Source organism: Allotamlana fucoidanivorans, assembly GCF_006265225.1.
Classification (GTDB): Bacteria; Bacteroidota; Bacteroidia; order Flavobacteriales; family Flavobacteriaceae; genus Allotamlana; species Allotamlana fucoidanivorans.
This window is the reverse complement of sequence record NZ_VDCS01000002.1, coordinates 244,400-265,345: the sequence shown is the minus strand read 5'-3', so window position 1 is coordinate 265,345 and position 20,946 is coordinate 244,400. Positions and strand designations below refer to the sequence as shown.

Annotated in this window: 13 protein-coding genes; 4 read left to right on the top strand and 9 right to left on the bottom strand. The window is 34.1% G+C overall.

The window, feature by feature from the left end:
• Window positions 1-5: 5 nt before the first annotated feature.
• The 6 genes from FGF67_RS02810 to galB all read right to left on the bottom strand — a co-directional run bounded on the left by FGF67_RS02810 (window position 6) and on the right by galB (window position 8,765).
• The gene (locus FGF67_RS02810) at window positions 6-1,298 is read right to left on the bottom strand and encodes an MFS transporter (protein WP_139694950.1); all 1,293 of its coding nucleotides are present in this window, start codon (window positions 1,296-1,298) and stop codon (window positions 6-8) included.
• Window positions 1,299-1,541: 243 nt separating this feature from the next.
• Window positions 1,542-2,711: a DUF6786 family protein gene (locus FGF67_RS02805; RefSeq protein WP_139694949.1), complete on the bottom strand. Its 1,170-nt coding sequence runs from the start codon at window positions 2,709-2,711 to the stop codon at window positions 1,542-1,544.
• Window positions 2,712-2,743: 32 nt separating this feature from the next.
• Complete coding sequence (locus FGF67_RS02800; protein ID WP_139694948.1) at window positions 2,744-4,135, bottom strand: glycoside hydrolase family 28 protein; 1,392 nt, start codon at window positions 4,133-4,135, stop codon at window positions 2,744-2,746.
• Between the two features lie 10 nt (window positions 4,136-4,145).
• Window positions 4,146-4,979, bottom strand: a complete 834-nt coding sequence (locus FGF67_RS02795; protein ID WP_139694947.1) for an alpha/beta hydrolase family protein — start codon at window positions 4,977-4,979, stop codon at window positions 4,146-4,148.
• Window positions 4,976-6,277 carry a sulfatase-like hydrolase/transferase gene (locus FGF67_RS02790; protein WP_139694946.1) on the bottom strand — a complete coding sequence of 434 codons (1,302 nt, stop codon included), beginning with the start codon at window positions 6,275-6,277 and terminating at the stop codon, window positions 4,976-4,978. The genes FGF67_RS02795 and FGF67_RS02790 overlap by 4 nt, the downstream gene beginning before the upstream one ends.
• A gap of 10 nt (window positions 6,278-6,287) precedes the next feature.
• Window positions 6,288-8,765: a beta-galactosidase GalB gene (gene galB / locus FGF67_RS02785; RefSeq protein ID WP_139694945.1), complete on the bottom strand. Its 2,478-nt coding sequence runs from the start codon at window positions 8,763-8,765 to the stop codon at window positions 6,288-6,290.
• Between the two features lie 240 nt (window positions 8,766-9,005).
• On the opposite strand from galB, the gene FGF67_RS02780 reads away from it, so the two are divergent.
• A complete protein-coding gene (locus FGF67_RS02780) occupies window positions 9,006-10,448 on the top strand; it encodes a sulfatase-like hydrolase/transferase (protein WP_139694944.1) in 1,443 nt (480 codons plus the stop codon).
• Between the two features lie 122 nt (window positions 10,449-10,570).
• Here FGF67_RS02780 and FGF67_RS02775 read toward each other — a convergent pair whose 3' ends face one another.
• Together FGF67_RS02775 and recG are read right to left on the bottom strand one after the other, a co-directional pair.
• A complete protein-coding gene (locus FGF67_RS02775) occupies window positions 10,571-12,736 on the bottom strand; it encodes an endonuclease MutS2 (protein WP_139694943.1) in 2,166 nt (721 codons plus the stop codon).
• Window positions 12,737-13,312: 576 nt separating this feature from the next.
• The gene (gene recG / locus FGF67_RS02770) at window positions 13,313-15,415 is read right to left on the bottom strand and encodes an ATP-dependent DNA helicase RecG (protein WP_139694942.1); all 2,103 of its coding nucleotides are present in this window, start codon (window positions 15,413-15,415) and stop codon (window positions 13,313-13,315) included.
• A 194-nt stretch (window positions 15,416-15,609) separates the two neighbouring features.
• On the opposite strand from recG, the gene FGF67_RS02765 reads away from it, so the two are divergent.
• The 3 genes from FGF67_RS02765 (at window position 15,610) to FGF67_RS02755 (ending at window position 20,423) form a co-directional block, all read left to right on the top strand.
• Entirely contained in the window at window positions 15,610-17,298 is a 1,689-nt protein-coding gene (locus FGF67_RS02765; RefSeq protein ID WP_139694941.1) for a histidinol-phosphatase HisJ family protein, read from the top strand.
• A 123-nt stretch (window positions 17,299-17,421) separates the two neighbouring features.
• Window positions 17,422-19,386 carry a M1 family metallopeptidase gene (locus FGF67_RS02760; RefSeq protein ID WP_139694940.1) on the top strand — a complete coding sequence of 655 codons (1,965 nt, stop codon included), beginning with the start codon at window positions 17,422-17,424 and terminating at the stop codon, window positions 19,384-19,386.
• Between the two features lie 125 nt (window positions 19,387-19,511).
• Window positions 19,512-20,423 (top strand): patatin-like phospholipase family protein, encoded by a 912-nt coding sequence (locus tag FGF67_RS02755; RefSeq protein ID WP_139694939.1) that lies wholly within the window; start codon window positions 19,512-19,514, stop codon window positions 20,421-20,423.
• On the opposite strand, the gene FGF67_RS02750 is transcribed toward FGF67_RS02755, so the two are convergent.
• The gene (locus tag FGF67_RS02750; protein WP_139694938.1) at window positions 20,424-20,945 is read right to left on the bottom strand and encodes a DUF7935 family protein; all 522 of its coding nucleotides are present in this window, start codon (window positions 20,943-20,945) and stop codon (window positions 20,424-20,426) included. It lies immediately after the preceding gene.
• Between the last annotated feature and the right edge of the window lies 1 nt (window position 20,946).

Sequence of the window (20,946 nt, the reverse complement as noted above, 5' to 3'; positions counted from 1 at the left end):
AAAGTTTAGTGTTTTTCTTTTATTACAATGCGTTCTACTTTGCCTACAATTAATGTGTAGGATAAAAACCCAGTAAGTGCTAATGCTCCAACAAAGAAAAGGGCTGGGCGAAAGTCACCATCTTGAACTAAAAACCCTATAACAATGGACACTACAACGCCCGATAAGCCGCCAATAAAATTAAACGTACCTCCTATAAGACCTAAATGTTTTTTAGGAGCAAGAAGCGATACAAAAACCCAAGCAATACTAGCTAGCCCATTACCAAAAAAAGCCAAGGCTAAAAATACAATAACATAAGTAGTATTATCTGTATAATTAGCGCCTATAATGATGGTTGAGAGAAGCATACCAAAAATGATAGGTACCTTTCTTGATATTTCAGCAGAAAACCCTTTTTTGATTAATAAGTCGGATGTAAAGCCTGATAATAAAACACCTGTAAAGGCTGCTAAAAATGGAATAGAACCTAGGAATCCTGTTTCTAGAAAGTTTAGACCTCTATACTCAATAAGGTAAGTTGGAAACCAAGTTAGAAAAAACATAGTGGTAGCCCCCAAGCAAAATTGACCAATATAAATACCCCATAATTTACGATAAACGAAGGCATATTTTAAGTCACTCCATTTGAATTTTTCGGAAGGTTTGTTTTTGTTTTTTGACCCTACTAGACCGCCACCTTCTTCAATAAGCTTTAATTCGGAATCGCTAACAGAAGAGTGATCTCTTGGGTCTCGGTAAAAATAATACCAAACGCCAGCCCAAATAATTCCAATAACACCAGATACAATAAACAGACCTCTCCAACCTAAATAATTTTGAATAGCAGCTAAAACAGGGGTTAAAAAAGCTAATCCTAAAAATTGCCCAGAAGTATATATAGCTATGGCCGAGGCGCGTTCGTTTTCAGGGAACCACCTACTAACTACTAAGTTATTGATAGGGTATGAAGGTGCTTCAAAAACCCCAATACTTCCCCTTAAACCTATTAAAATGACTAAGGAATTAATTAAACCTTGTAATAGGGTGGCGATAGACCAAAATGTTAAAATAAAGGTGTATAATACTCTAGATTTGATCTTGTCTGCAATAATGCCTCCTGGAATTTGCAGTAAGGCATAAGTCCATGAAAAAGCCGCAAAAATATAACCCATTTGTACAGTATCAATGTTAAGATCTTTTCGTAAATCGGGAGCTGCAATTGAAATATTACTGCGGTCTAGGTAATTTATGACCACAGTGATAAAAAGCATAGCTAGTATATTGTATCTTTTTTTGGTTTGGAGTTTTTTACCCATGTATTAAGTTAATTGATTATTATGAGGGTGTCTTTCAAATTGATAGCCACTTTTTTCTCATGTAAATATAGTGGTGATATAATCAGTACAGTATAATATATTAATTAAATGGTAAAACTTATGGTCAAAAAAACGAATTAGCTCGGATTTTATAACGGTATTGAGTAAAAGATCTATGTATTACTATAGAATAATGTAGTAAAAGATAAAAGATATTCTAAAAACAGCATTACATGTTGTTTATTAGAAGCATTGGTTTAGTGAAATCCCTAATAAATCAGTAGATAACCTGTTTAAAACAGACTCGTTTCCTGAAAAATGATAGATACGATGATAGTGATTTAAGCTTTCTGAAGGTAAAAGCGCTTTAAACGAAGAGGTGGATTCTAATTCAAAAAAGCCATTGCTTTCTGCTATTGATAAATCCATAGGTCCATTATTATAAATAGGAATTACCTCGCCGCGATACGGGTTATTTTGAACGGTGGCATGGGAATTTGAAAATAACGTGTCCTGAGTTTTTTTGAATTGCACAATAGTTAGTTGGTTTTTGCTTTTTGAATAGCAGCCATACACGGAAGGCGCATACAGGTTTGGTATACCAATTTTGCTTCTATATTTTCCATCGGCTTTAAAAAGCACAACATGGTTAGTAACCCTGAGCCTGTCATGATTCAACTGTCCCATATATTTATACATGTTGTTTAAAGCACCTTTGTTTTCCAAAGGAATAATAACCGTATTTTTATCATGACCCTGAAACATACCAGCGCTCCACAGAGAAATTAAACCCGTGTTTTTTTGCCATGGGATAGTGTCCTTATTGGTTAAAACATGACGACTTTCATAAGCTACATGCTTTAAATCTTTAGGAAGCGTTATATTTAAGTTGGTTTCAATATCATCTTTTTCTAATAGCTTTATTTGACGATTAATGGTGAAATTAAACTTGGTTCCCATGAAATTTGTAAGTTGAAATTTCTTTTGCATGACCACTTTCTTATCATCATGTTCTATTAAAATATAGGGTTCTACGCTTAATGATTTTGGCACTTTCCAATGGTCTTCATGAAGCGGTTTTATTTGTTGGTAATAAAATGAGTATTGGCCACCTAAAGGGCCAACCCATATGCGGTCTTCACCACCAACAGCAGCCATATTTATAGTATCTCCTTGAAAGCACGTTTTATTTATCCATCCGTTGGGAGAACCTTGTAAACCCTGCGTGGTTGAAAATAATATTTTACCTTGAATTTTGGGGGCAACAGCAATTCTACCAATCCCATCGCTAGAAACTAGCTCAATAATTTGAGTTTTATTTTTAAAAGAGTCGAGCTGGTTTTGGTAAGTGAATTGATTCTCAATACATCCATAAAAAATGATAAAAACGAATAGAACTGATTTTTTAAACATTGGTTTTGCTTTTTTTGAGAATCATTAAATGCCTACTTATTTAATATCTTTGGTACTTTTACAGGAATTTGATTGGCAAAAATTTGATTTAGACTAAATTCAGGAACATCATCAAATACTATAGGAGGTCTTTCGTCTAAATCTATAGTTTTTATTTGAACATTATTAATTGAAATTCTGTCAACGTGACGTGCAAAAATACCATAGGCAGGCAGTGTGCCTACCAAACGGAATTCTGGCCACCAACCGTTTAAAACATCTAAAGTATATTCATTAAAATCGGATTTACTAGCATCTACTTTTGAACCCTTTCCTGAAACCGTAAATAAAACATTATTGAGTTGAATATCTGTAATATAGTGGTTTGGCATGCCTGTTATAAAAATGGCTGAATTCTTGTCTAATTCTCGATTATCAACAATAAAATTGCTAAAAAGAAAACCATGCATAGCCTTCATGGGAAACATTTCCATTGGAGACTCAACACCAGCTCTTTGCTGGCAGAAGGTCATAAAAATAGGTCTGGGAACATTTCTCATAACGAGATTAGAAAATGCCATGTTTTTCATTTCTCCACCTTCATTCATTTGAATTTTTAGTCCTGAGTCTTGGATGTCATGAAAGGTGCAATTTGAAACGGTTACGGATTCAAAATCACCTCTTGATGATAATCCAATACGCATACCAGCCCATTTACTAGTAAATACACAGTTTGTCACCACAATGTCTTTACAAGGAAAATCTGGATGTGACGTTTGTAAACATATAGAGTCATCGCTGGTATCAAAAGAACTATTACTTACTCTTACATTGGTGCAGCCATCAAAATCTAAACCATCTCCGTTGTTGTTAACTCTGCTCACAATTTTAATGCCTTCAACAACAATCTCATTACAATATAACCAAGCAGAGGTCCATGCCGCTGGGTTTATTAAAGAAACATTTTTAATTTTAATATCATTACAATGCAAAAAACGTATCATCATAGGCCTACCGCCTTTTTCTCTTGTGAAATTCTTGGTATATCCATTGCCATCAATAGTACCTTCTCCTTTTATGGTAAATGATTTAGCATTTTTGGCAAAGATTAAACAACGATCCATGTGTGGTTCATTTTTATACATGTTTTTATAGGTGTCTGTGGCATAATCTGATATGTTAGGGCTGCCTAATAAAACGGAACCATTTTCTAAATAAAGCGTAACAAAATCTTTTAAGTAGATAGTACCTATCAAAACTGTTTTACCTGACGGAATGATAACTGTACCTCCGCCATTTTGAGTACAGGCATCAATAGCGTTTTGCACCGATTTGGTGTCTAATGTTTTACCATCTGCCTTTGCACCATAGTCTAAAATATTATAAGTGTCTGCATGTATTGTTGCATGGCATAGTATGACAAAAAAAATAATAAGGTTTTTCATTGCTATATTTTTAATTCAGATTTTGCTTTATAAAATTTACTACATATTCGGTATTAGGGATATCATAATGATGCTCGTCTAAACTTGCTTTTTCGGTTGAGCAAGGATAAACGCTGGCAATGCCACCTAAACTTATATAAGTGTTGATTAGTTTTATGGTGTTTTCATGAGGGGGCACCACGCTATCATTAAGGTTTATGGTATGCAGCACAGGAATTTGTGCTTTGGCTAATTCATGTAAATGATCAATGGGGTTGTTGGTATATGACTTCGCTTCTGAGTCTGAAGTAAAACCATAAACTAGTTTTAATTGATTCCAGTCTTTATGATTTCTTTTAGAATAACCAAATCCAACAGGCCAGCTTTTAAAGTCACATACAGGCGCATCCAGATAGAGGCAAGACACTTTATCAGGATTTAATTTTGCCCAATTATAAACAAACAATCCGCCTCTGCTATGCCCATGAAACACAACTTTTTTATTTAATTGAAACTTGTGGGTTAAAAACTTGTAAAAGTTATTCCAAACAGTAATAGCTTTAGGACTTCCATACATGTTATTGGTATTTATGTAAGCAACATGAAAACCTGCATCCAACAATAAGCTGTTAATGTCACTATGATAGTCAGGAAAACGCGCACGCCAAATCCAAGGAGCTCCAGTTGCTTTTTTATGAGGTATAGTTAGCCTTACCTCATGATTTTCTAGTTTAAAATCTAATCTTTTGAAACCTTTCCATGTTGTGGTAAGCGTATCATGCACAATGTTTGATTGTGATTGAACTTTATTAGAGACAATACCACATAAAAGCGCAAGACCTACTATGATTACTGTAATTTTCATTCTGTAAAGGCTTTGAATATAGGAGAGATATCTAAAGTGTCTCCTGTTTCTTTTTGCCAAGTTTTAAAATCTGCTATTAAACTTGATATTAGAGTTCTGGCTCCCTTTGTGTTTTTTAGATTTTTGGTTTCCCAAGGGTCTTTTTCTAAATCATACAATTCAATGTCACCAGATTTGGGATACATGATTAGTTTTTTGTTATTGCGTATAATACCTCTTTGGTCGTCAAACATGGCTAAATAAATAGATGCTCTTGGTTTGGCGTTGTGTTTTATTATGGGAATAAGACTCTGAAATTTTACATAATGAGGTATTTCAATGTCTAGCATATTTAAAAGCGTAGGAGTTATGTCTTGCAGATAAACACGGTCATTGTATATTTTATTCTTATCTAAATTTGGCGCTTTTATAATAAGTGGAGCCGTAACACTCGGTTCATATAGGCATACTTTTCCGGCCACACCGTTTTCTCCAAAACTGATGCCGTGATCAGACATAAAAACAATAATAGTTTTATCATAAAGTCCTTTTTCTTGAAGAGCATTTAAAATATCTCCAACCCGTTCATCCATATGACTTACCATGGCGTTATTCTGCTGAACCCTACTTTTCATGGTTTTATGTTTTATAGGCGGATTGGTGTAGTTGTATTTTATATTAGGGTTTAAAGGCCCATTATGTACTACACTAGGAGGTAATTGAATTTGCTCTGTGGGGTACATGTCATAGTACTTTTGTTTTGTTTGTCTCGGTACATGAGGCGCATTGAAGCCAACATATAAAAAGAAAGGCGCTTCATGTTTATAACTCTTAATATAGCTTACTGCTTCCTGTCCCGTAATATCGGTTACATGTCCTTGTTTAGTATGGTACGTTTTTAATTGCCCTGGCTGAATGCTTCCTAAGTCATCAAAAATGTCATTTGGAGGCTTTCCCCAAGCATGCCATTTTCCAGTCATATACGTATTATAGCCTTTGTCTTTTAGTAATTCTGGAAGCGCTTTGGGAGCATTGGTTTTTGTTATTTTTTGTGAATCCCAGAGATACTTTCCGTAGAACAGCATGGTTCTACTCGGAATACAAACAGCAGGCGACCAACATCCCATATTATAGGCCGCAGTAAACGCTATGCCTTCTGAAGCAAGCCTATCCATGTTAGGTGTTTTTATTAAGGTATTTCCAAAAGCCCCAATAGTTTGATTGCTTTGATCATCAGATTCAATAAAAACAATATTGTACTGCGCGTATACTGAAAAACCTAATAAAAACCATAGAATGTTAAATAGCAAAAATTTCATTTTGTATGGTTTATTTGGTTGTGATGTTCACTGTGCTAGGTTGTAAACCTTCAGAAGATGCGGTAATTTTTACAATACCTGAATTTTCTGTTGATTTGATTATAAGCATACACAACCCATTGAATGCCTTTCTTTCATTAGCTTGAAAGGAAGCTAATGATGTTTGATCACCATTGCCTACTGCAGCCAGAGTTGCTTCGCCATCAATTGAAAAGTTTACTAAGTTACTAGCTAATGGGCATAGGTTTCCGTTTTCGTCCTCAATTTTAACGGTAACGAATGATAAGTCGGTTCCATCAGCCTGAATTTCTGTTCTATCTGCTATTAACGTTAATTTAGCTGGTTTGTCGGCTGTTTTTATTTCTTTAGTAGCTACTATTTTATTGTCTGTATAAGCTACAACTTTAATGCTACCTGGTTGGTAAGGAACTTGCCATGATAAACGGTATTTTGATTTGTACCAGCCTTTTTTATAATCATGATATTCAGCTGGTATTTCGGTAACATCTTTTCCTTTTACCTTTTTTCCATACGATGCCCCATTTACAAACAATTCAACTTCTTCAGCATTTGTATATGCGAAAACAGGAATATCCTGTCCTTCTTTACCCTCCCAATTCCAATGTGGCAATACATGTACCATGGGTTTTGATGTCCATTGGCTTTGATATAAATAATACCTGTCTTTAGGAAAACCGCATAGATCTACAGGAGCAAAATATGAAGATCGTGATGGCCAATCATCATTCCAATAGCCATTGGTTGAATTGTCTCGACCTCCATAGGGTGTAGGTTCTCCTAAATAATCAAACCCTGTCCAGATAAATTCGCCCAAAGATCGTGGTTCTTTGGCTTGTGCGTCAAACTCAATATCTGGTGCATAGGCCCAAGGTGGACCTACCGTAACATCATAACTTGAAACATGATTGGTTTCGTGTTGTTCTTTAAATGCAATGGGTAGATGGTATACGCCACGACTGCTGGTTTGTGAAGAAGTTTCGGATCCATAAACAATCATATCAGGATTATTTTCTAAAATCGAGTTGTATTGCTCTGGCCAATAGTTCATACCAACAATATCGACATGTTCCGCCAAGTGATTTTCAAAAGGAGCAGGAAAATAATTGAAACCTACCGTAGTTGGTCTAGTGGGGTCTTCATCATGACAAATATCATTTAGTTGTTTTGCAATTTTCCAACCATCCTTTTTTCCTTGTTCTAGAATTTCATTTCCTATACTCCACATGATGACCGAAGGGTGATTTCTATCTCTTTTAATCATATCTCGCAAATCAGTTTCATGCCATTGATCAAAATATTGATTATACCCATTGGGAACCTTACCCATTTTCCATTCATCAAAAGCTTCAACAATAACCAAAATACCTAATTTATCACACACTTCAAGCATTTCAGGTGAAGGCGGATTGTGACTGGTTCTTAAAGCATTAACACCCATACTTTTCATAATTTGCATTTGGCGTTCTTTGGCTCTATAATTTATGGCTGCTCCTAACGGCCCTTGATCATGATGCATACAAACACCATTCAATTCAACCTGATTTTCATTGAGCATAAATCCTTTGTCTTTGTCAAAAGCAATAGATCTTATGCCAAAATGTGTAATATAGGTGTCTACTAGTTGATTATCAATATACACCATGCTTTTTGCTTGGTATAGAACAGGGGTTGTAATATCCCAAAGATTAGGATTGTTAACCGTTAGTAAAACCTCTGTGTCAACCTCAGAACTCAATGTAATATCTTGATTATTTTCAGCAACAATTAGTCCATTTTCATCGTGAATGCTTGTTTTTAAAACAGCTTTTGAGGTTTTGGAGTCAAAGCTAACCACCTTTGTTTTTATGTTGATAAGAGCCTTTTCTTTTGAAACTTCAGGCGTTGTTACATACGTTCCGTATTGAGGAATATGTACAGGGTTATTGATTTTTAAGCGAACATTTCTGTATATACCAGCACCAGAGTACCAACGTGCGGCTAAATCTTGAGGGGTAAGTTGAACTGCAATGAGGTTGTCTTCTCCAAATTTTATGTGTTCGGTTAAATCTAATTCAAAACCAATATATCCGTAGGGGCGTTCGCCTATGTAATGCCCATTTAACCAAACTTTAGCATTATTCATGGCACCATCAAATTCAATTGAAATACGTTTTCCTTTTTCTAAAGGATTTACAGAAAAATGTTTTCTGTACCAAGCTTCTCCATGAACAGGTAGCCCGCCTGTTCTCGCATTGTATGTGTTGCTGAAAGGGCCTTCAATAGCCCAGTCATGTGGTAAGTTTAGTTTTCGCCAAGCACTATCATCTAAATCGGTGGTTTCGCCATTTGATAATGCGCCCTTTTTAAATAACCAATCTTTGTTGAAATTTTGATCTTTCGTAGGTTGTAATTTCTCTGAATGACACGAGAAAAATATAAAAATACTTAAACAAAAAGTTAGAATTACGGTTCGTTTTAGATGCCTCATATAAGATGTTTTATAAGTTTAGTTTTAGTGTAGTGTTTAAAAATAATTTATTAATCTACGTTATAAAAATCATCGAGAACCAAAATTTTAAATTTAACCATATGTTATATAAAAAAACTCAAAGATCAGGTTGTTTTGAATTTCATAATTTAATTTTACCAAGAAGTTATAATGGATTGGATTGATAAGTAACCCCTTATATTTATTGTGTCTGGTTAATTAATTTTAAAATGAATTAGAATGAAAAAAAATAAAATTCTTAATATAATATTGATATTTAGTACATTAAGTTTTGTGGTATTGGCTTGTTCTGCATTTTTAAGAAAAGAAGGCGGCGAAAGCGTAAAGCCAAAAGCAGAAAAGCCAAACATTATAATTGTTTTAACGGATGATCAAGGGTGGGCAGATGTTGGCTTTAATGGAGGAACTGATATTCCTACAGAAAATTTAGATAGAATTGCATCAGAGGGGATTGTGTTTTCAAATGGTTACGTTTCTCATCCATACTGCAGCCCGTCAAGAGCAGGTCTGTTAACAGGAAGATATCAAGCAAGGTTTGGTCATGATTGTAATATGCCTTACGAAGGTGAAAATGATGATTCAGTAGGAACCCCGCTAAGTGAAAAAATGCTATCAGAAGCCTTAAAAGAACAAGGTTATACCACTAGCGCTATAGGGAAGTGGCATGTAGGAGATCACCCTAATTTACATCCTACACAACAAGGGTTTGATCATTGGTTTGGGTTTCCAGGAGGAGGTATGAATTATTGGGGAATTTCAGACGGGCCTTTGAGAACTATTTATAGAAATGGAAAAAAAGTTCCTGAAAGTGAACTAACATATTTAACAGATGATTTTACCAATGAAGCGATTAACTTTATTTCTCAGCATAAGAAGAAACCATTCTTTATGTATTTAGCTTATAACGCGCCACATGCCCCAGACCATGCTACAAAGCAATATTTAGAAAACACAAAACATATTGAATATGCAGGAAGAAGCATATATGGTGCCATGGTAAACGCTGTGGATAATGGTGTGGGTAGAATAGACTCCACCTTAGTAGCTCACGGTATTAAAGATAATACAGTTATAGTCTTTTTAAGTGATAATGGAGGTAGAGGTACGCATGCAGACAACAGACCCAACCGCGGTCATAAAGGGATGCTTTTTGAAGGTGGCATTAAAGTACCATTTTTTATTTCCTGGCCACAGGGTCTGAAAAATTATCAACGTTATGAGCAGGTGGTTTCTTCGTTGGATTTGTTTCCAACATTATTGTCGGCTGCAGGAGGAAATTTGAGTGATGAACCTCAATTAGAAGGCGTGAATCTTTTGCCTTATTTAAGTCATAAAGAAAAGTCAGCTAAACCGCATGAGAAGTTGTTTTGGCGGTCTTCAGGAGGTTTTGAATATGCGGTTAGAAAGGGCGATTATAAATTGTACAAGAGCGCTTATAAAAATAAAACATTGCTTTTCGATTTAAAACATGATGCTTTAGAACGTCATGATATTGCAAAAGACAATCCTGATATGGTTGCCGAATTAGAAGAAGAATACAAATTATGGGATTCAAAAAATATGAAACCGGGCTGGTTTGACCCTCATGAAGAAAATGTGTTAAAGGAAGAGGAAATATTTGAAAGCGCTCGAAAAAAGTCTTTGAGGCCGAAAGGTAAATAATGGCTTCTGTATCGCAAAAAGAGGAAGATTTAAAAACAGGGAAAACCCAAATCTCTCGCTGATTTTAACTGTAAAAATTGAAATATAAGGGTTTGAAGATTAGTGGGCTGCTTTAGATAAATTTATTTTTTTGCTTCAACCAGTTCTAATAAATCAAGATTTACATTTGTAGTAAATATACCGTAGTTTACTACCGCTTTATTTTTTTCAATTTTATCAACCGTGCCAATGGCGCGTCCATCTTCAAGGCGTACACGATCACCAAGTTTTATAATAGGCTTTGGTTTTGGTGCTTCAATGTTTTTTTTCTTTTCTTCTTGTTTCTTTTTTCTAATAACCTCAACTTTATTTTTTACCTCTTGTTGTATTTGTTTTTCCTTATTTTTTTCAGCTTGTTTTTGTTTTTTGGAAACTTTTTTGCGCTTTGAGTTTTCAATCTGAATTAATTTAAAAAGCTCATCAATCGCTGCACGTTTTTGTTTGTTGTTAAAATACTTTTCGGCAATATCATTTACTTTCTGACCAAGGTAAATAAGACGTTGATTGCTATCATATAGCTCCTGATAATCTTCTAGTTTTTTTTGAATTTTTGCATTGATCTCCTCTAGTTTATCCGCTTCTTCACTTTTCTTTTTTTCGTTTAACTTTAAGGATAGTCCTGTTTTTTCTAGTTTAGAACGTTCCTTTTGAAGTTTGGCAATGGTAGCATCAAAACGTACTTTACTGCGCTCAATCTTCTTTTTAGCTCTGTTAATTAAGCTAAATGGGATGCCGTTTTTTTGAGCAACTTCAAAAGTAAAACTACTTCCTGCCTGGCCAATTACAAGCTTAAATAATGGTTCTAATGTTTTTTCATTAAATAACATATTAGCATTTACCATATAAGGCAATTCATTAGCTAATATTTTTAAGTTGGAATAATGTGTCGTGATGATACCAAAAGCTTCACGATGGTAAAATTCTTCTAAAAAAATCTCGGCTAATGCACCTCCTAGTTCAGGATCAGAGCCTGTACCAAATTCATCAATTAAAAAAAGCGTGTTCTTGTTGCATTTTTTTAAAAAGTAATTCATTTGTTTTAGGCGATAGCTGTAAGTACTTAGGTGATTTTCAATAGATTGATTATCTCCTATATCACTTAAAATTCGGTCGAATAAACATACGCGACTACGTTCATGCACGGGTATGAGCATACCGCATTGCAACATAGTTTGTAATAAACCAATGGTTTTTAAGGTAATACTTTTTCCGCCAGCATTAGGACCAGAAATAACTATAATGCGACTGTCGTTTTGAAGGCTTATAGTTTGCGGAAAGGTTTTTTCGTTTTTTATGAGGTTGTTTAAATAAAGCAAGGGGTGATAAGCGTCACGCAAAAACATGCTTTTGTCTTCTGAAAACTCAGGAAGAATAGCATGCATAGATTGTGCATATTTTGCTTTTGCTGAAATGACATCAAGGTCTATTAAAAACTTCTGATAATCTTTCAAGAGCGGTAAAAACGGACGAATAAAATTGGTTACTTCTTTTAGAATTCTAATAATTTCTTCGTGTTCTTCATATTCTAAATTATTGAGTTCTCTGGTGTGTTGTAAGGTGGCTTCAGGTTCAATATAAACAATACTTCCTGTTTTGCTACTCCCCATAATAGAGCCTTTAACCTTACGCCTGTACATGGCTTTTACGGCCAAAACACGTTTGTTGTCTACAACAGTTTCTCTAATGTCATCAAGATATTCTAAACTGTGGTAGGTGTTAAGTGCTGTACTAAAACTAGCATTAATTTTACCCTTTACTTTGTTAATAGATTGTCGTAATTCTGCCAGAAGTGGAGAGGCGTTATCTTTGATGTCTCCAAAACGGTCTACAATGGTTTCAATTTTTTCAATAAGAACTTTAGTAACTTCAATAGAAGCAGCAAGTGTGTTTAAGTTGGGGTAGTATTCTTCAAATTTTTTTAAAAAGACAATGATGTCATTTACAGTGGTTGACATGGCTACTATTTTCTTTAAGCCATGAACTTCTAAATACGTGTTTTCTATCTGTAAGAGCTTAATTTCTTTAGCTATGGTGTCAAAACCATGATTAGGTATGCGGTTATCATTATGAAATGAAGACGTGTATTCATTTGTTAAGTGTAAAGAAAAAAGCAAATCTTCTTGTTCTTTAAAGGGCTTTATTTCTAAAGTCTTTTGATGCCCTAAAGGTGTTATGCATAGTTCGCTTACTTGATCTAAAACCGTTGGAAATTCTAAATCTTTTAATGTTTTTGGGTGAATGTTTATCATTCTTACTGTAGAATAGAAAATAAATAGAAGCAAAGTTAAACATTCTTTTAATCTTCTTTAGTTGTAATTAAAAAAAGACTTAATTCTGTGTGTTAATGAGGTGATAAGAGAGGTTAGATGCATGCTGTAAAATGTTAATTAACAGTCGTTAAGTCTTGTTTAACATAATGCTAACATTTGTGATTTGATTTTCTGCCTAACTTGAAAATCCATTTAACAACTAAGCAACCCTATGGAAATTATTATCTCCTCTATTTTTTTGTTTTTTTGTCTTTTAAGTTGCGTAAGTACAGAGACGCAATTTCATACCCTGCAAGCAAGTTCTAAAGCACCAGTTTTTCAAATTACAGGAATTTATAAAGTTAGTATCAAGTATTTCATACTGGGCATAAATTGGTGTCAAGTCAGGGCGGCTGTGGTATGAATGATTTGAATTTAAACAGCAATAAATCCCTTAGTCGGTTTGAAAAACAACTATATAAAATTAAAAACTAGGCAAATTATAAATTAGAAAAGTCAACATCAATCAAACTACAATCAGTTTTTAAAGCTCACTTTATGGTTAAGGTGAGCTTTTTAACTTATGTAATTCCAAATGTTTTTAAATTTACTTAACTGTCTGTAAGTGTTAAGGATAGATTTGTTTTCTGAAAGCTCTAATTTAGGATCTATTTTTAAAATATTTTTAGCGTGATATCTAGCATGTTGCAGAATGTCTTGGTCTTTTATAAGATCAGCTATTTTTAAATTTAACACACCGCTTTGTTGAGTGCCCATGATATCTCCAGGGCCTCTAAGTTTTAAATCAACTTCGGCAATTTCAAAACCATCGTTGGTTTTAACCATAGTTTCCAAACGCACTTTGCTATCATTACTTAGCTTGTGGCTAGTCATTAAAATACAATAGCTTTGTTTAGCGCCTCTGCCAACTCTACCACGTAGTTGATGTAATTGTGAAAGCCCAAACCGTTCGGCGCTTTCAATAATCATTACAGAGGCGTTTGGTACGTTTACACCCACTTCAATAACTGTGGTGGCAACCATAATTTGAGTTTCCCCCTTTAAAAAGCGCCGCATTTCATAATCTTTATCTTCAGGTTTCATTTTACCATGAACAATAGAAATTTGATAATCAGGCATGGGGAAATCTCTTGATAAGCTTTCATAGCCGTCCATAAGATCTTTGTAATCCATTTTTTCGCTTTCTTGAATTAATGGGTAAACTACATAGATTTGTCTGCCTTTAGATATTTCATCACGTATAAATCGAAATACGTTTAACCTGTTGTTATCATAACGATGCACTGTTTTAATAGGTTTTCTGCCAGGTGGAAGCTCATCAATAACTGATATATCTAAATCGCCATAAACCGACATAGCTAAGGTTCTGGGTATAGGAGTTGCTGTCATGACTAAAATGTGAGGAGGAGAGGTGTTCTTGTGCCATAATTTACTTCTTTGTGCTACTCCAAATCTATGTTGTTCGTCAATAATAGCTAACCCCAAATTTTTAAATTTGACCTTGTCTTCAAGTAGTGCATGCGTTCCAATTACTATTTGAAGCTGACCATTTTCTAAAGTTTCGTGGATTTTTTTTCTTTCTGAAGTTTTAGTTGAACCTGTGAGTATTTTTATATTGATATTCAGTTTTTTACACCATTGAAGTAATCCGCTATAGTGTTGAACTGACAAAATTTCAGTCGGAGCCATTAAACAGGCTTGAAAACCGTTGTCAAGTGCCATGAGCATTGACATGAACCCCACAATTGTTTTGCCTGAACCTACATCACCTTGTAATAATCTATTCATTTGAGCATGACTCCCTAAATCAGCTCTAATTTCTTTTAAAACACGTTTCTGGGCATACGTTAAATTGAAAGGTAAATGGTTCTTAAAAAAGGAATTAAAATAATCTCCAACATGGTTAAATGGGAACCCTTTTATTTTTGATTTATGAATCAAATTCTTAATGATAAGTTGTAATTGAATATAAAATAACTCCTCAAATTTCAATCGGAATTGTGCTCTAGCCAGCAGTTCTTGGTTTTTGGGAAAATGTACATTAAACAGTGCAGATTGTTTATTTATTAATTGTAATTCGGCCCGAAGACTATCGGGCAAGGTTTCTGAAAATTTGCCCCCTGTTTCAATAAACAGCTGTTGCATAATTTTACTTAAGGCTCTATTGGTGATGCCACTATTGGTAAGTTTTTCAGTAGAAGGATACACAGGCTGCATGGCCGAACGCAGATTGTTTTCATGTTCCTCTAAAGCTTCAACCTCAGGATGCGGCATGTTGAATTTTCCACCAAACCAATTGGTCTTACCAAATACCACATAAGGTTTGTTACATTTTAATTTGTCTTTTATCCACTTTTGTCCCCTAAACCAAACAAGTTCCATAGTACCCGTATCATCTTGAAATGTTGCCACCAAACGTTTGCCTCGCTTTTGAGCTACCTCTTTAAAATGGGTGATTTTTCCAATTACCTGAACGTCGGCATTATTACGCTGTAATTGATTGATTTTGTAATAGTGTGTTCGGTCTAGATACCTATTTGGGAATAAATTGATTAAATCTTGGTAGGTATGAATACCTAATTCTTTCCTAAGTAAATCAGCTCTACTAGGACCAACACCTTTTAAATAATCTATAGGAGTTTGTAGGTTAACAGACATGAAGCGAATTTAAACAAAACCTACATAAATTTAAACACTTATTGAATTCATAATAACTGGCTTATTTTAAAAAAATATTATCGGTAAAAAAGTTTTCTTCTTAAAATATAATTAAAAGCATTAGGTTATAGTTAATTATTCTTTTTCAATAGTTAAATTTGATGTCTTTAAAAGTAACTAAAGCATATTGATTGATGAGAAAACTCAACGAATTTATTTGGGAAACGCATGGTATTCATGCGGGAACAGAGCAAGATCATGTAAAACATGGTATTGATAGGCTGGAAGATATTATTGATAAGGCTATTGAGGCAGGAAACCCGAGTATTACGTTTATTATTCATTCACCTCGCTTAACTAATTTTCGTTATATCGCTGAAAGAGAAACTAACGTAAAATTTATTAGAGGAAATAAATCATATCTTAATTATCCGAAGCGAATTTCTAATCTTCGAAAAAAATACGAAGGACAAATTAATATAAAATACGGTGTTGAGTTAGAATGGATGGGCCCAGGTTTAGGCTTGCAATGGAGTAGATCAAAAATCTTTCAAGCGGAGGATGCCGATTATGTGATTGGTTCCGTGCATTTTGCGCCTGAAGGCTTGCCTTATGATGGTTCAAAGGAGGAAGCGGAAGAATTACTAAAACTTCGTGGGAGTTTAGAGGCCTACTGGGATGGTTATTTCAATGAAATGATTCAAATGATTGAGAGTTTTGGAGATATGATTCAAATTATTGGCCATATTGATTTGCCTAAACTAAACGTTGATATGCCTGAGGCATTGATAAATTTTGAAACAAGTTCACATCCTTTGGCTAATAAATTCAGAACACTTTTAGAGTTGATTGCAGATCGTAATTTATCTCTTGATGTGAATATGGCTGGAAAATTCAAAGGTGTTGGGGTGTATCCTACGCAAAACATTTTAAGACGTGCTAATGCACTTCAAATTCCTGTTTGTGTGGGTACAGATACACATCATGTGAAGTATTACGGATTGAATTATAAAGAAAGTTTAGAGTATATTCAAGAGGCTGGTTATGAAAGCTACGTGAGTTATTCTAAACTGATTCCTGAAAACCGCACTATTTATGATGATCATGAACTTAAAGTGAAATACACCGTACTCAATAAAGGTATTGAGTTGTTAAATCAGCGTTTAAAAGAGTCTGAAAGACGTATTATTCCAGATTTTTCATTTGGCGGTTCGTTTTTAGAGTTTGTTGATTTGTATAAAAACTCAACAGGTATGGGTGATTATAATGCCATTCGAATAAGAAAGTGGGGGAAGTCTATTACAGTGACTAGTGAAATGCCAAAAGACTCAAAAAATATTGTAAATGGTTTGTTTTCTGAACACTTAGACAAACCAGGAGTAATCTCCTCGTTATTTAACACTTTAGCTTCAGAAGGTATTAATGTAGAAACCGCACGCTTAAAATCAAATAAAGATGGTACAGCAACTGCATTCTTATCAATTGATGCTGATAATGGTAATGTAAAAAGTGCCATTGATTTTATAAAGGGAACTGATGTTGGTTTATTCAAAGAACTAACGTATCAAGAAAATGCTGTATTGCCAAATTATTATAATGAAGGCGTCTATTTATTAGAAATGGATGGTGTGCGTCTTAATTTAGCGCTTGGCCAAAAAGTCATTTTAACAAAGCATCATAATGCCCCAGGCGTATTATTAATATTGTTATCGGCTTTAGCCTCCAGAAACATTAATATTATTGATTTAAGGTTAGGCAAACGTAATGATGTGGGGTATTCTGCTATAGCTGTGAATGGAGATTCAAACATCATTAATGGGTTGTTAAGTAAGTTAGGAGAACAATACTATGAAGCAAATTTAATAGAGTTTCATAGTTTTTAAGGCTTAAGAAATGTTTTAAAAAAACTCGCTTTAATTTTTAAGGCGAGTTTTTTTATTCTCATCATTCACAAATAAAGCATGAGATTTTTAGTACTTTGGATTAATCTTTGCAAGTTTTAAAATATGAAATGTACGCTTTCACTGATTTTGGTTTTCATACCATTAACTTTTTTTTGTCAACAAGTAGAGTTTATCGATTTTAAAAGGGCAAAAGCAGAAATTACTTTTGGTAATACCTTAGATAAAGAAGTTTTAGGAACGGTTGATTATAAGATTGAAATACTCAAGGATATAGATTCTGTTTATTTAGATGCTAAAAATTTTCAAGAGCTTTCGGTAAAGCTGGATAATCATATCATATCGCATTCTTATGATAACTCTAGGCTAATTATAAAAAACAGATTTAAAGCCAACGCAACACATGTACTTAAAGTTACTTGGAAAACCAAGGCTCAAAAGGCGATGTATTTTATTGATTGGGCATATGATGACGGAAACAAACAAATCTGGACTCAAGGGCAAGGTAAATACACAAGCCATTGGTTACCTTCTATAGATGATCTGAATGAGAAAATGGAGTTTGATATATCTATAACATTTAATAAAGATTATGAGGTTATAAGTAATGGCAAGTTGGTTGAGAAAAAGGAAAGCAATTCAATGGTAACTTGGCGATATAACATGGAGCAGCCTATGTCTAGTTACCTCGTAGCTTTAGTTGTTGGGAAGTATAAAAGACGGTTGGCATATTCAAAAAGCAACGTACCTCTAGAAATGTATTACTACCCTAAAGATTCCTTAAAATTTGAACCCACGTACCGTTATACCGAAGAGGTGTTTAATGTTTTAGAAAATGAAATAGGGGTATCATATCCTTGGCAGAATTATAAAATGGTTCCCGTAAAAGATTTTCTTTATGCAGGAATGGAAAATACAAGTCTTAATATTTATTCAGATGCATTTGTAATAGATTCTATTGCTTTTAATGATAAGAATTTTGTTAACATCAATGCCCATGAATTAGCGCATCAATGGTTTGGCGATTTAGTGACCGAAACTTCAGGCACACATCATTGGCTACAGGAAGGATTTGCAACCTACTATGCCTTATTAGTTGAAAAGGAGATTTTTGGTGAAGCTTACTACTATTGGAGGTTATATGAATATGTACAAGAACTGTTGACGCAAGATAAAGCGGGTTTAAGTACTTCTTTATTGAATCCAAAATCAAGTAGTGCTACATTTTATAAAAAAGGAGCTTGGGCCTTGCATATATTGCGTGAACAGGTAGGAGATGTAGCCTTTAAAGCAGCTGTAAAAAACTACTTAGAAATCTATCAATATAAAAATGTAGAATCTGATAACTTTATTAGCGAAGTAGAGAAAGTGAGTGGAGAAGATTTAAGTGGCTTTGTAGCAAAGTGGTTGCTGTCAAAACAGTTGTTTTATGATGATATGGAAAACTATATTGCATCAAAATCTGAAGATTTTCAGTCATTTTTTAAATTGAATTTTGAAACTGATATTGAATCATGTATGGAATTTATAGAAACAACTACAAATTCCTATTTAAAATCGGCAGTTATAAAAAGACTCAATGAAAATGTTTCTAAGCGATTATTTAAAAGTGACAATATTATGGTGCGTCAAGCGTTGACCCAATCTGTAATTAAGATTCCCATAGAAGTAAAGGCTGATTATGAAACTTTACTCTATGATGCGTCATATATCACCATTGAAACAGCTTTATTTAATTTGTGGCGCAATTTTCCTTATGACAGGATTAAATATTTGAATCAAACTAAAGATATTGAGGGGTTTCATGATAAAAATATTAGAATGCTGTGGTTAACTTTAGCTTTAATTACGGAAGATTATCATACAGATAAAAAGAAAGTGTATTTTGATGAATTAACGGATTATACTGGTGCAAAGTACGGATTTGATATACGTATGAATGCCTTTCAGTACTTAAGCCAAATTCAAGCATGTCATAGTCTCTGTAAAGCAAATTTAAAACAAGCCACTAACCATCATAACTGGCAATTTAAAAAGTTTGCAAAACAATTGTTAGAGACAAAAGAGTAGCGATTATTTTTACGTTCTGTATTGGCTGGATTTCTGCAAATTAAAGAGGTTATAAGAAGTTCATACATGCATTTATTTTTATTTTGAAACCAGACTTCTTATATTAGATGTATTAATATTTTTATTTGAAAGCTTTAGTAATTTCAGGAGGAGGAAGTAAAGGTGCGTATGCCGGGGGCGTAGCGCAGTATTTAATTGAAGAAGAGCACAGAAATTACGATATGTTTTTAGGAACATCAACAGGAAGTCTGCTAATTCCGCATTTGGCAGCAGGGAAACTAGAAAAGATTCATCAAGTTTTTACCAACGTAAATCAAAGTAAAATATTTAGTGTAAATCCTTTTGTGGTTCGTAAAAAAGGAGATCGTGAATACGTATCCATAGATTTCATAAATTCCCTTTGGCAATTCATAAAAATGAAACGTACGTTTGGAGAAAGTAAAGCTTTAAGAAGAAATATTAGAAAAGCCTTTACGTTTGAAGAATATCAGTTAATCAAAGAAACCAAGCATGATGTGGTGGTTACCGTATCTAACTTATCCAGAAACAATGTAGAATATAAGTCTATAAAGGATTTTAGCTACGAGGAGTTTTGTGATTGGATTTGGATTTCTTGTAATTACATTCCCTTTATGTCATTAGTAAAAAGAAATGGCTATGAGTATGCTGATGGAGGACTAGGGTGTGTGGTACCCATACGAGAGGCTATTTTAAGAGGTGCAACTGAAGTAGATGCTGTTATTTTGGAGTCTGAAAACATGGAATACAATAAGGTGCTTGGTAAAAACCCGTATTCTTTAATGATTAATTTGTTCGGACATTTATTAGATCAGGTGGAACGGAGCGATATCATTATTGGAAAACTGGCCGCTAAAAACAGAGGTGTTAAATTGAATTTATATTACACACCCTCAAAGCTCACAGAAAACTCTTTGATTTTTAATAAAAAGCTGATGACTTCTTGGTGGCAACAAGGCTATGACTATGCCAAGAAAAAATGTGAGGAAGCCGAATCAAACGAACTGCGTTTAGATTAATTACCAAATTTCAGAAACTTCTTGTTTTATAAATGATAAAGCTGCATCGCTGGGAGAATGGCGTTCCGTCATTTCTCTTAATAATACCTCTCTTAAAGTGTCAGCTGTGTCTGTTTTTTCAAGCATACTAGCTTTTATTATCAATTGAATAGTGGCGTTTTTTGCTGTAGTTATAATATTCCAGCATTTATCACTAATGTAAATTTGTTGTGATAAATTATGCTCATATTCTTGTTCTATACTTTTAATGAGTAAGGACTCGTAGTCATTTTTATTGGAGGAATTAGGTGAAACCCGTATAAGCAATTTGGATGGTGAAATGCGCTCTAAAAAAAGTGCCATCCGCTCATAAGCTTGAAGGCGCAGGGGCATAGCATTCACCTGTAAATCTTTTTTCAAAAGAAAACGTCTGCGACCATCTTCATTTTTAGTATGTTCTTTAAAAAAATAGAAAGCAATTACACCTGTGATTATTGAAGGAACGCCATATAAAAAAAGATCAAATATTTTGGAGATTTCCATA

Coding starts and splice junctions, on each gene's coding strand:
- FGF67_RS02810 (WP_139694950.1), bottom strand. CDS start 1,298: ATGGGTAAAAAACTCCAAACCAAAAAAAGATACAATATACTAGCTATG.
- FGF67_RS02805 (WP_139694949.1), bottom strand. CDS start 2,711: ATGTTTAAAAAATCAGTTCTATTCGTTTTTATCATTTTTTATGGATGT.
- FGF67_RS02800 (WP_139694948.1), bottom strand. CDS start 4,135: ATGAAAAACCTTATTATTTTTTTTGTCATACTATGCCATGCAACAATA.
- FGF67_RS02795 (WP_139694947.1), bottom strand. CDS start 4,979: ATGAAAATTACAGTAATCATAGTAGGTCTTGCGCTTTTATGTGGTATT.
- FGF67_RS02790 (WP_139694946.1), bottom strand. CDS start 6,277: ATGAAATTTTTGCTATTTAACATTCTATGGTTTTTATTAGGTTTTTCA.
- galB (WP_139694945.1), bottom strand. CDS start 8,765: ATGAGGCATCTAAAACGAACCGTAATTCTAACTTTTTGTTTAAGTATT.
- FGF67_RS02780 (WP_139694944.1), top strand. CDS start 9,006: ATGAAAAAAAATAAAATTCTTAATATAATATTGATATTTAGTACATTA.
- FGF67_RS02775 (WP_139694943.1), bottom strand. CDS start 12,736: ATGATAAACATTCACCCAAAAACATTAAAAGATTTAGAATTTCCAACG.
- recG (WP_139694942.1), bottom strand. CDS start 15,415: ATGTCTGTTAACCTACAAACTCCTATAGATTATTTAAAAGGTGTTGGT.
- FGF67_RS02765 (WP_139694941.1), top strand. CDS start 15,610: ATGAGAAAACTCAACGAATTTATTTGGGAAACGCATGGTATTCATGCG.
- FGF67_RS02760 (WP_139694940.1), top strand. CDS start 17,422: ATGAAATGTACGCTTTCACTGATTTTGGTTTTCATACCATTAACTTTT.
- FGF67_RS02750 (WP_139694938.1), bottom strand. CDS start 20,945: ATGGAAATCTCCAAAATATTTGATCTTTTTTTATATGGCGTTCCTTCA.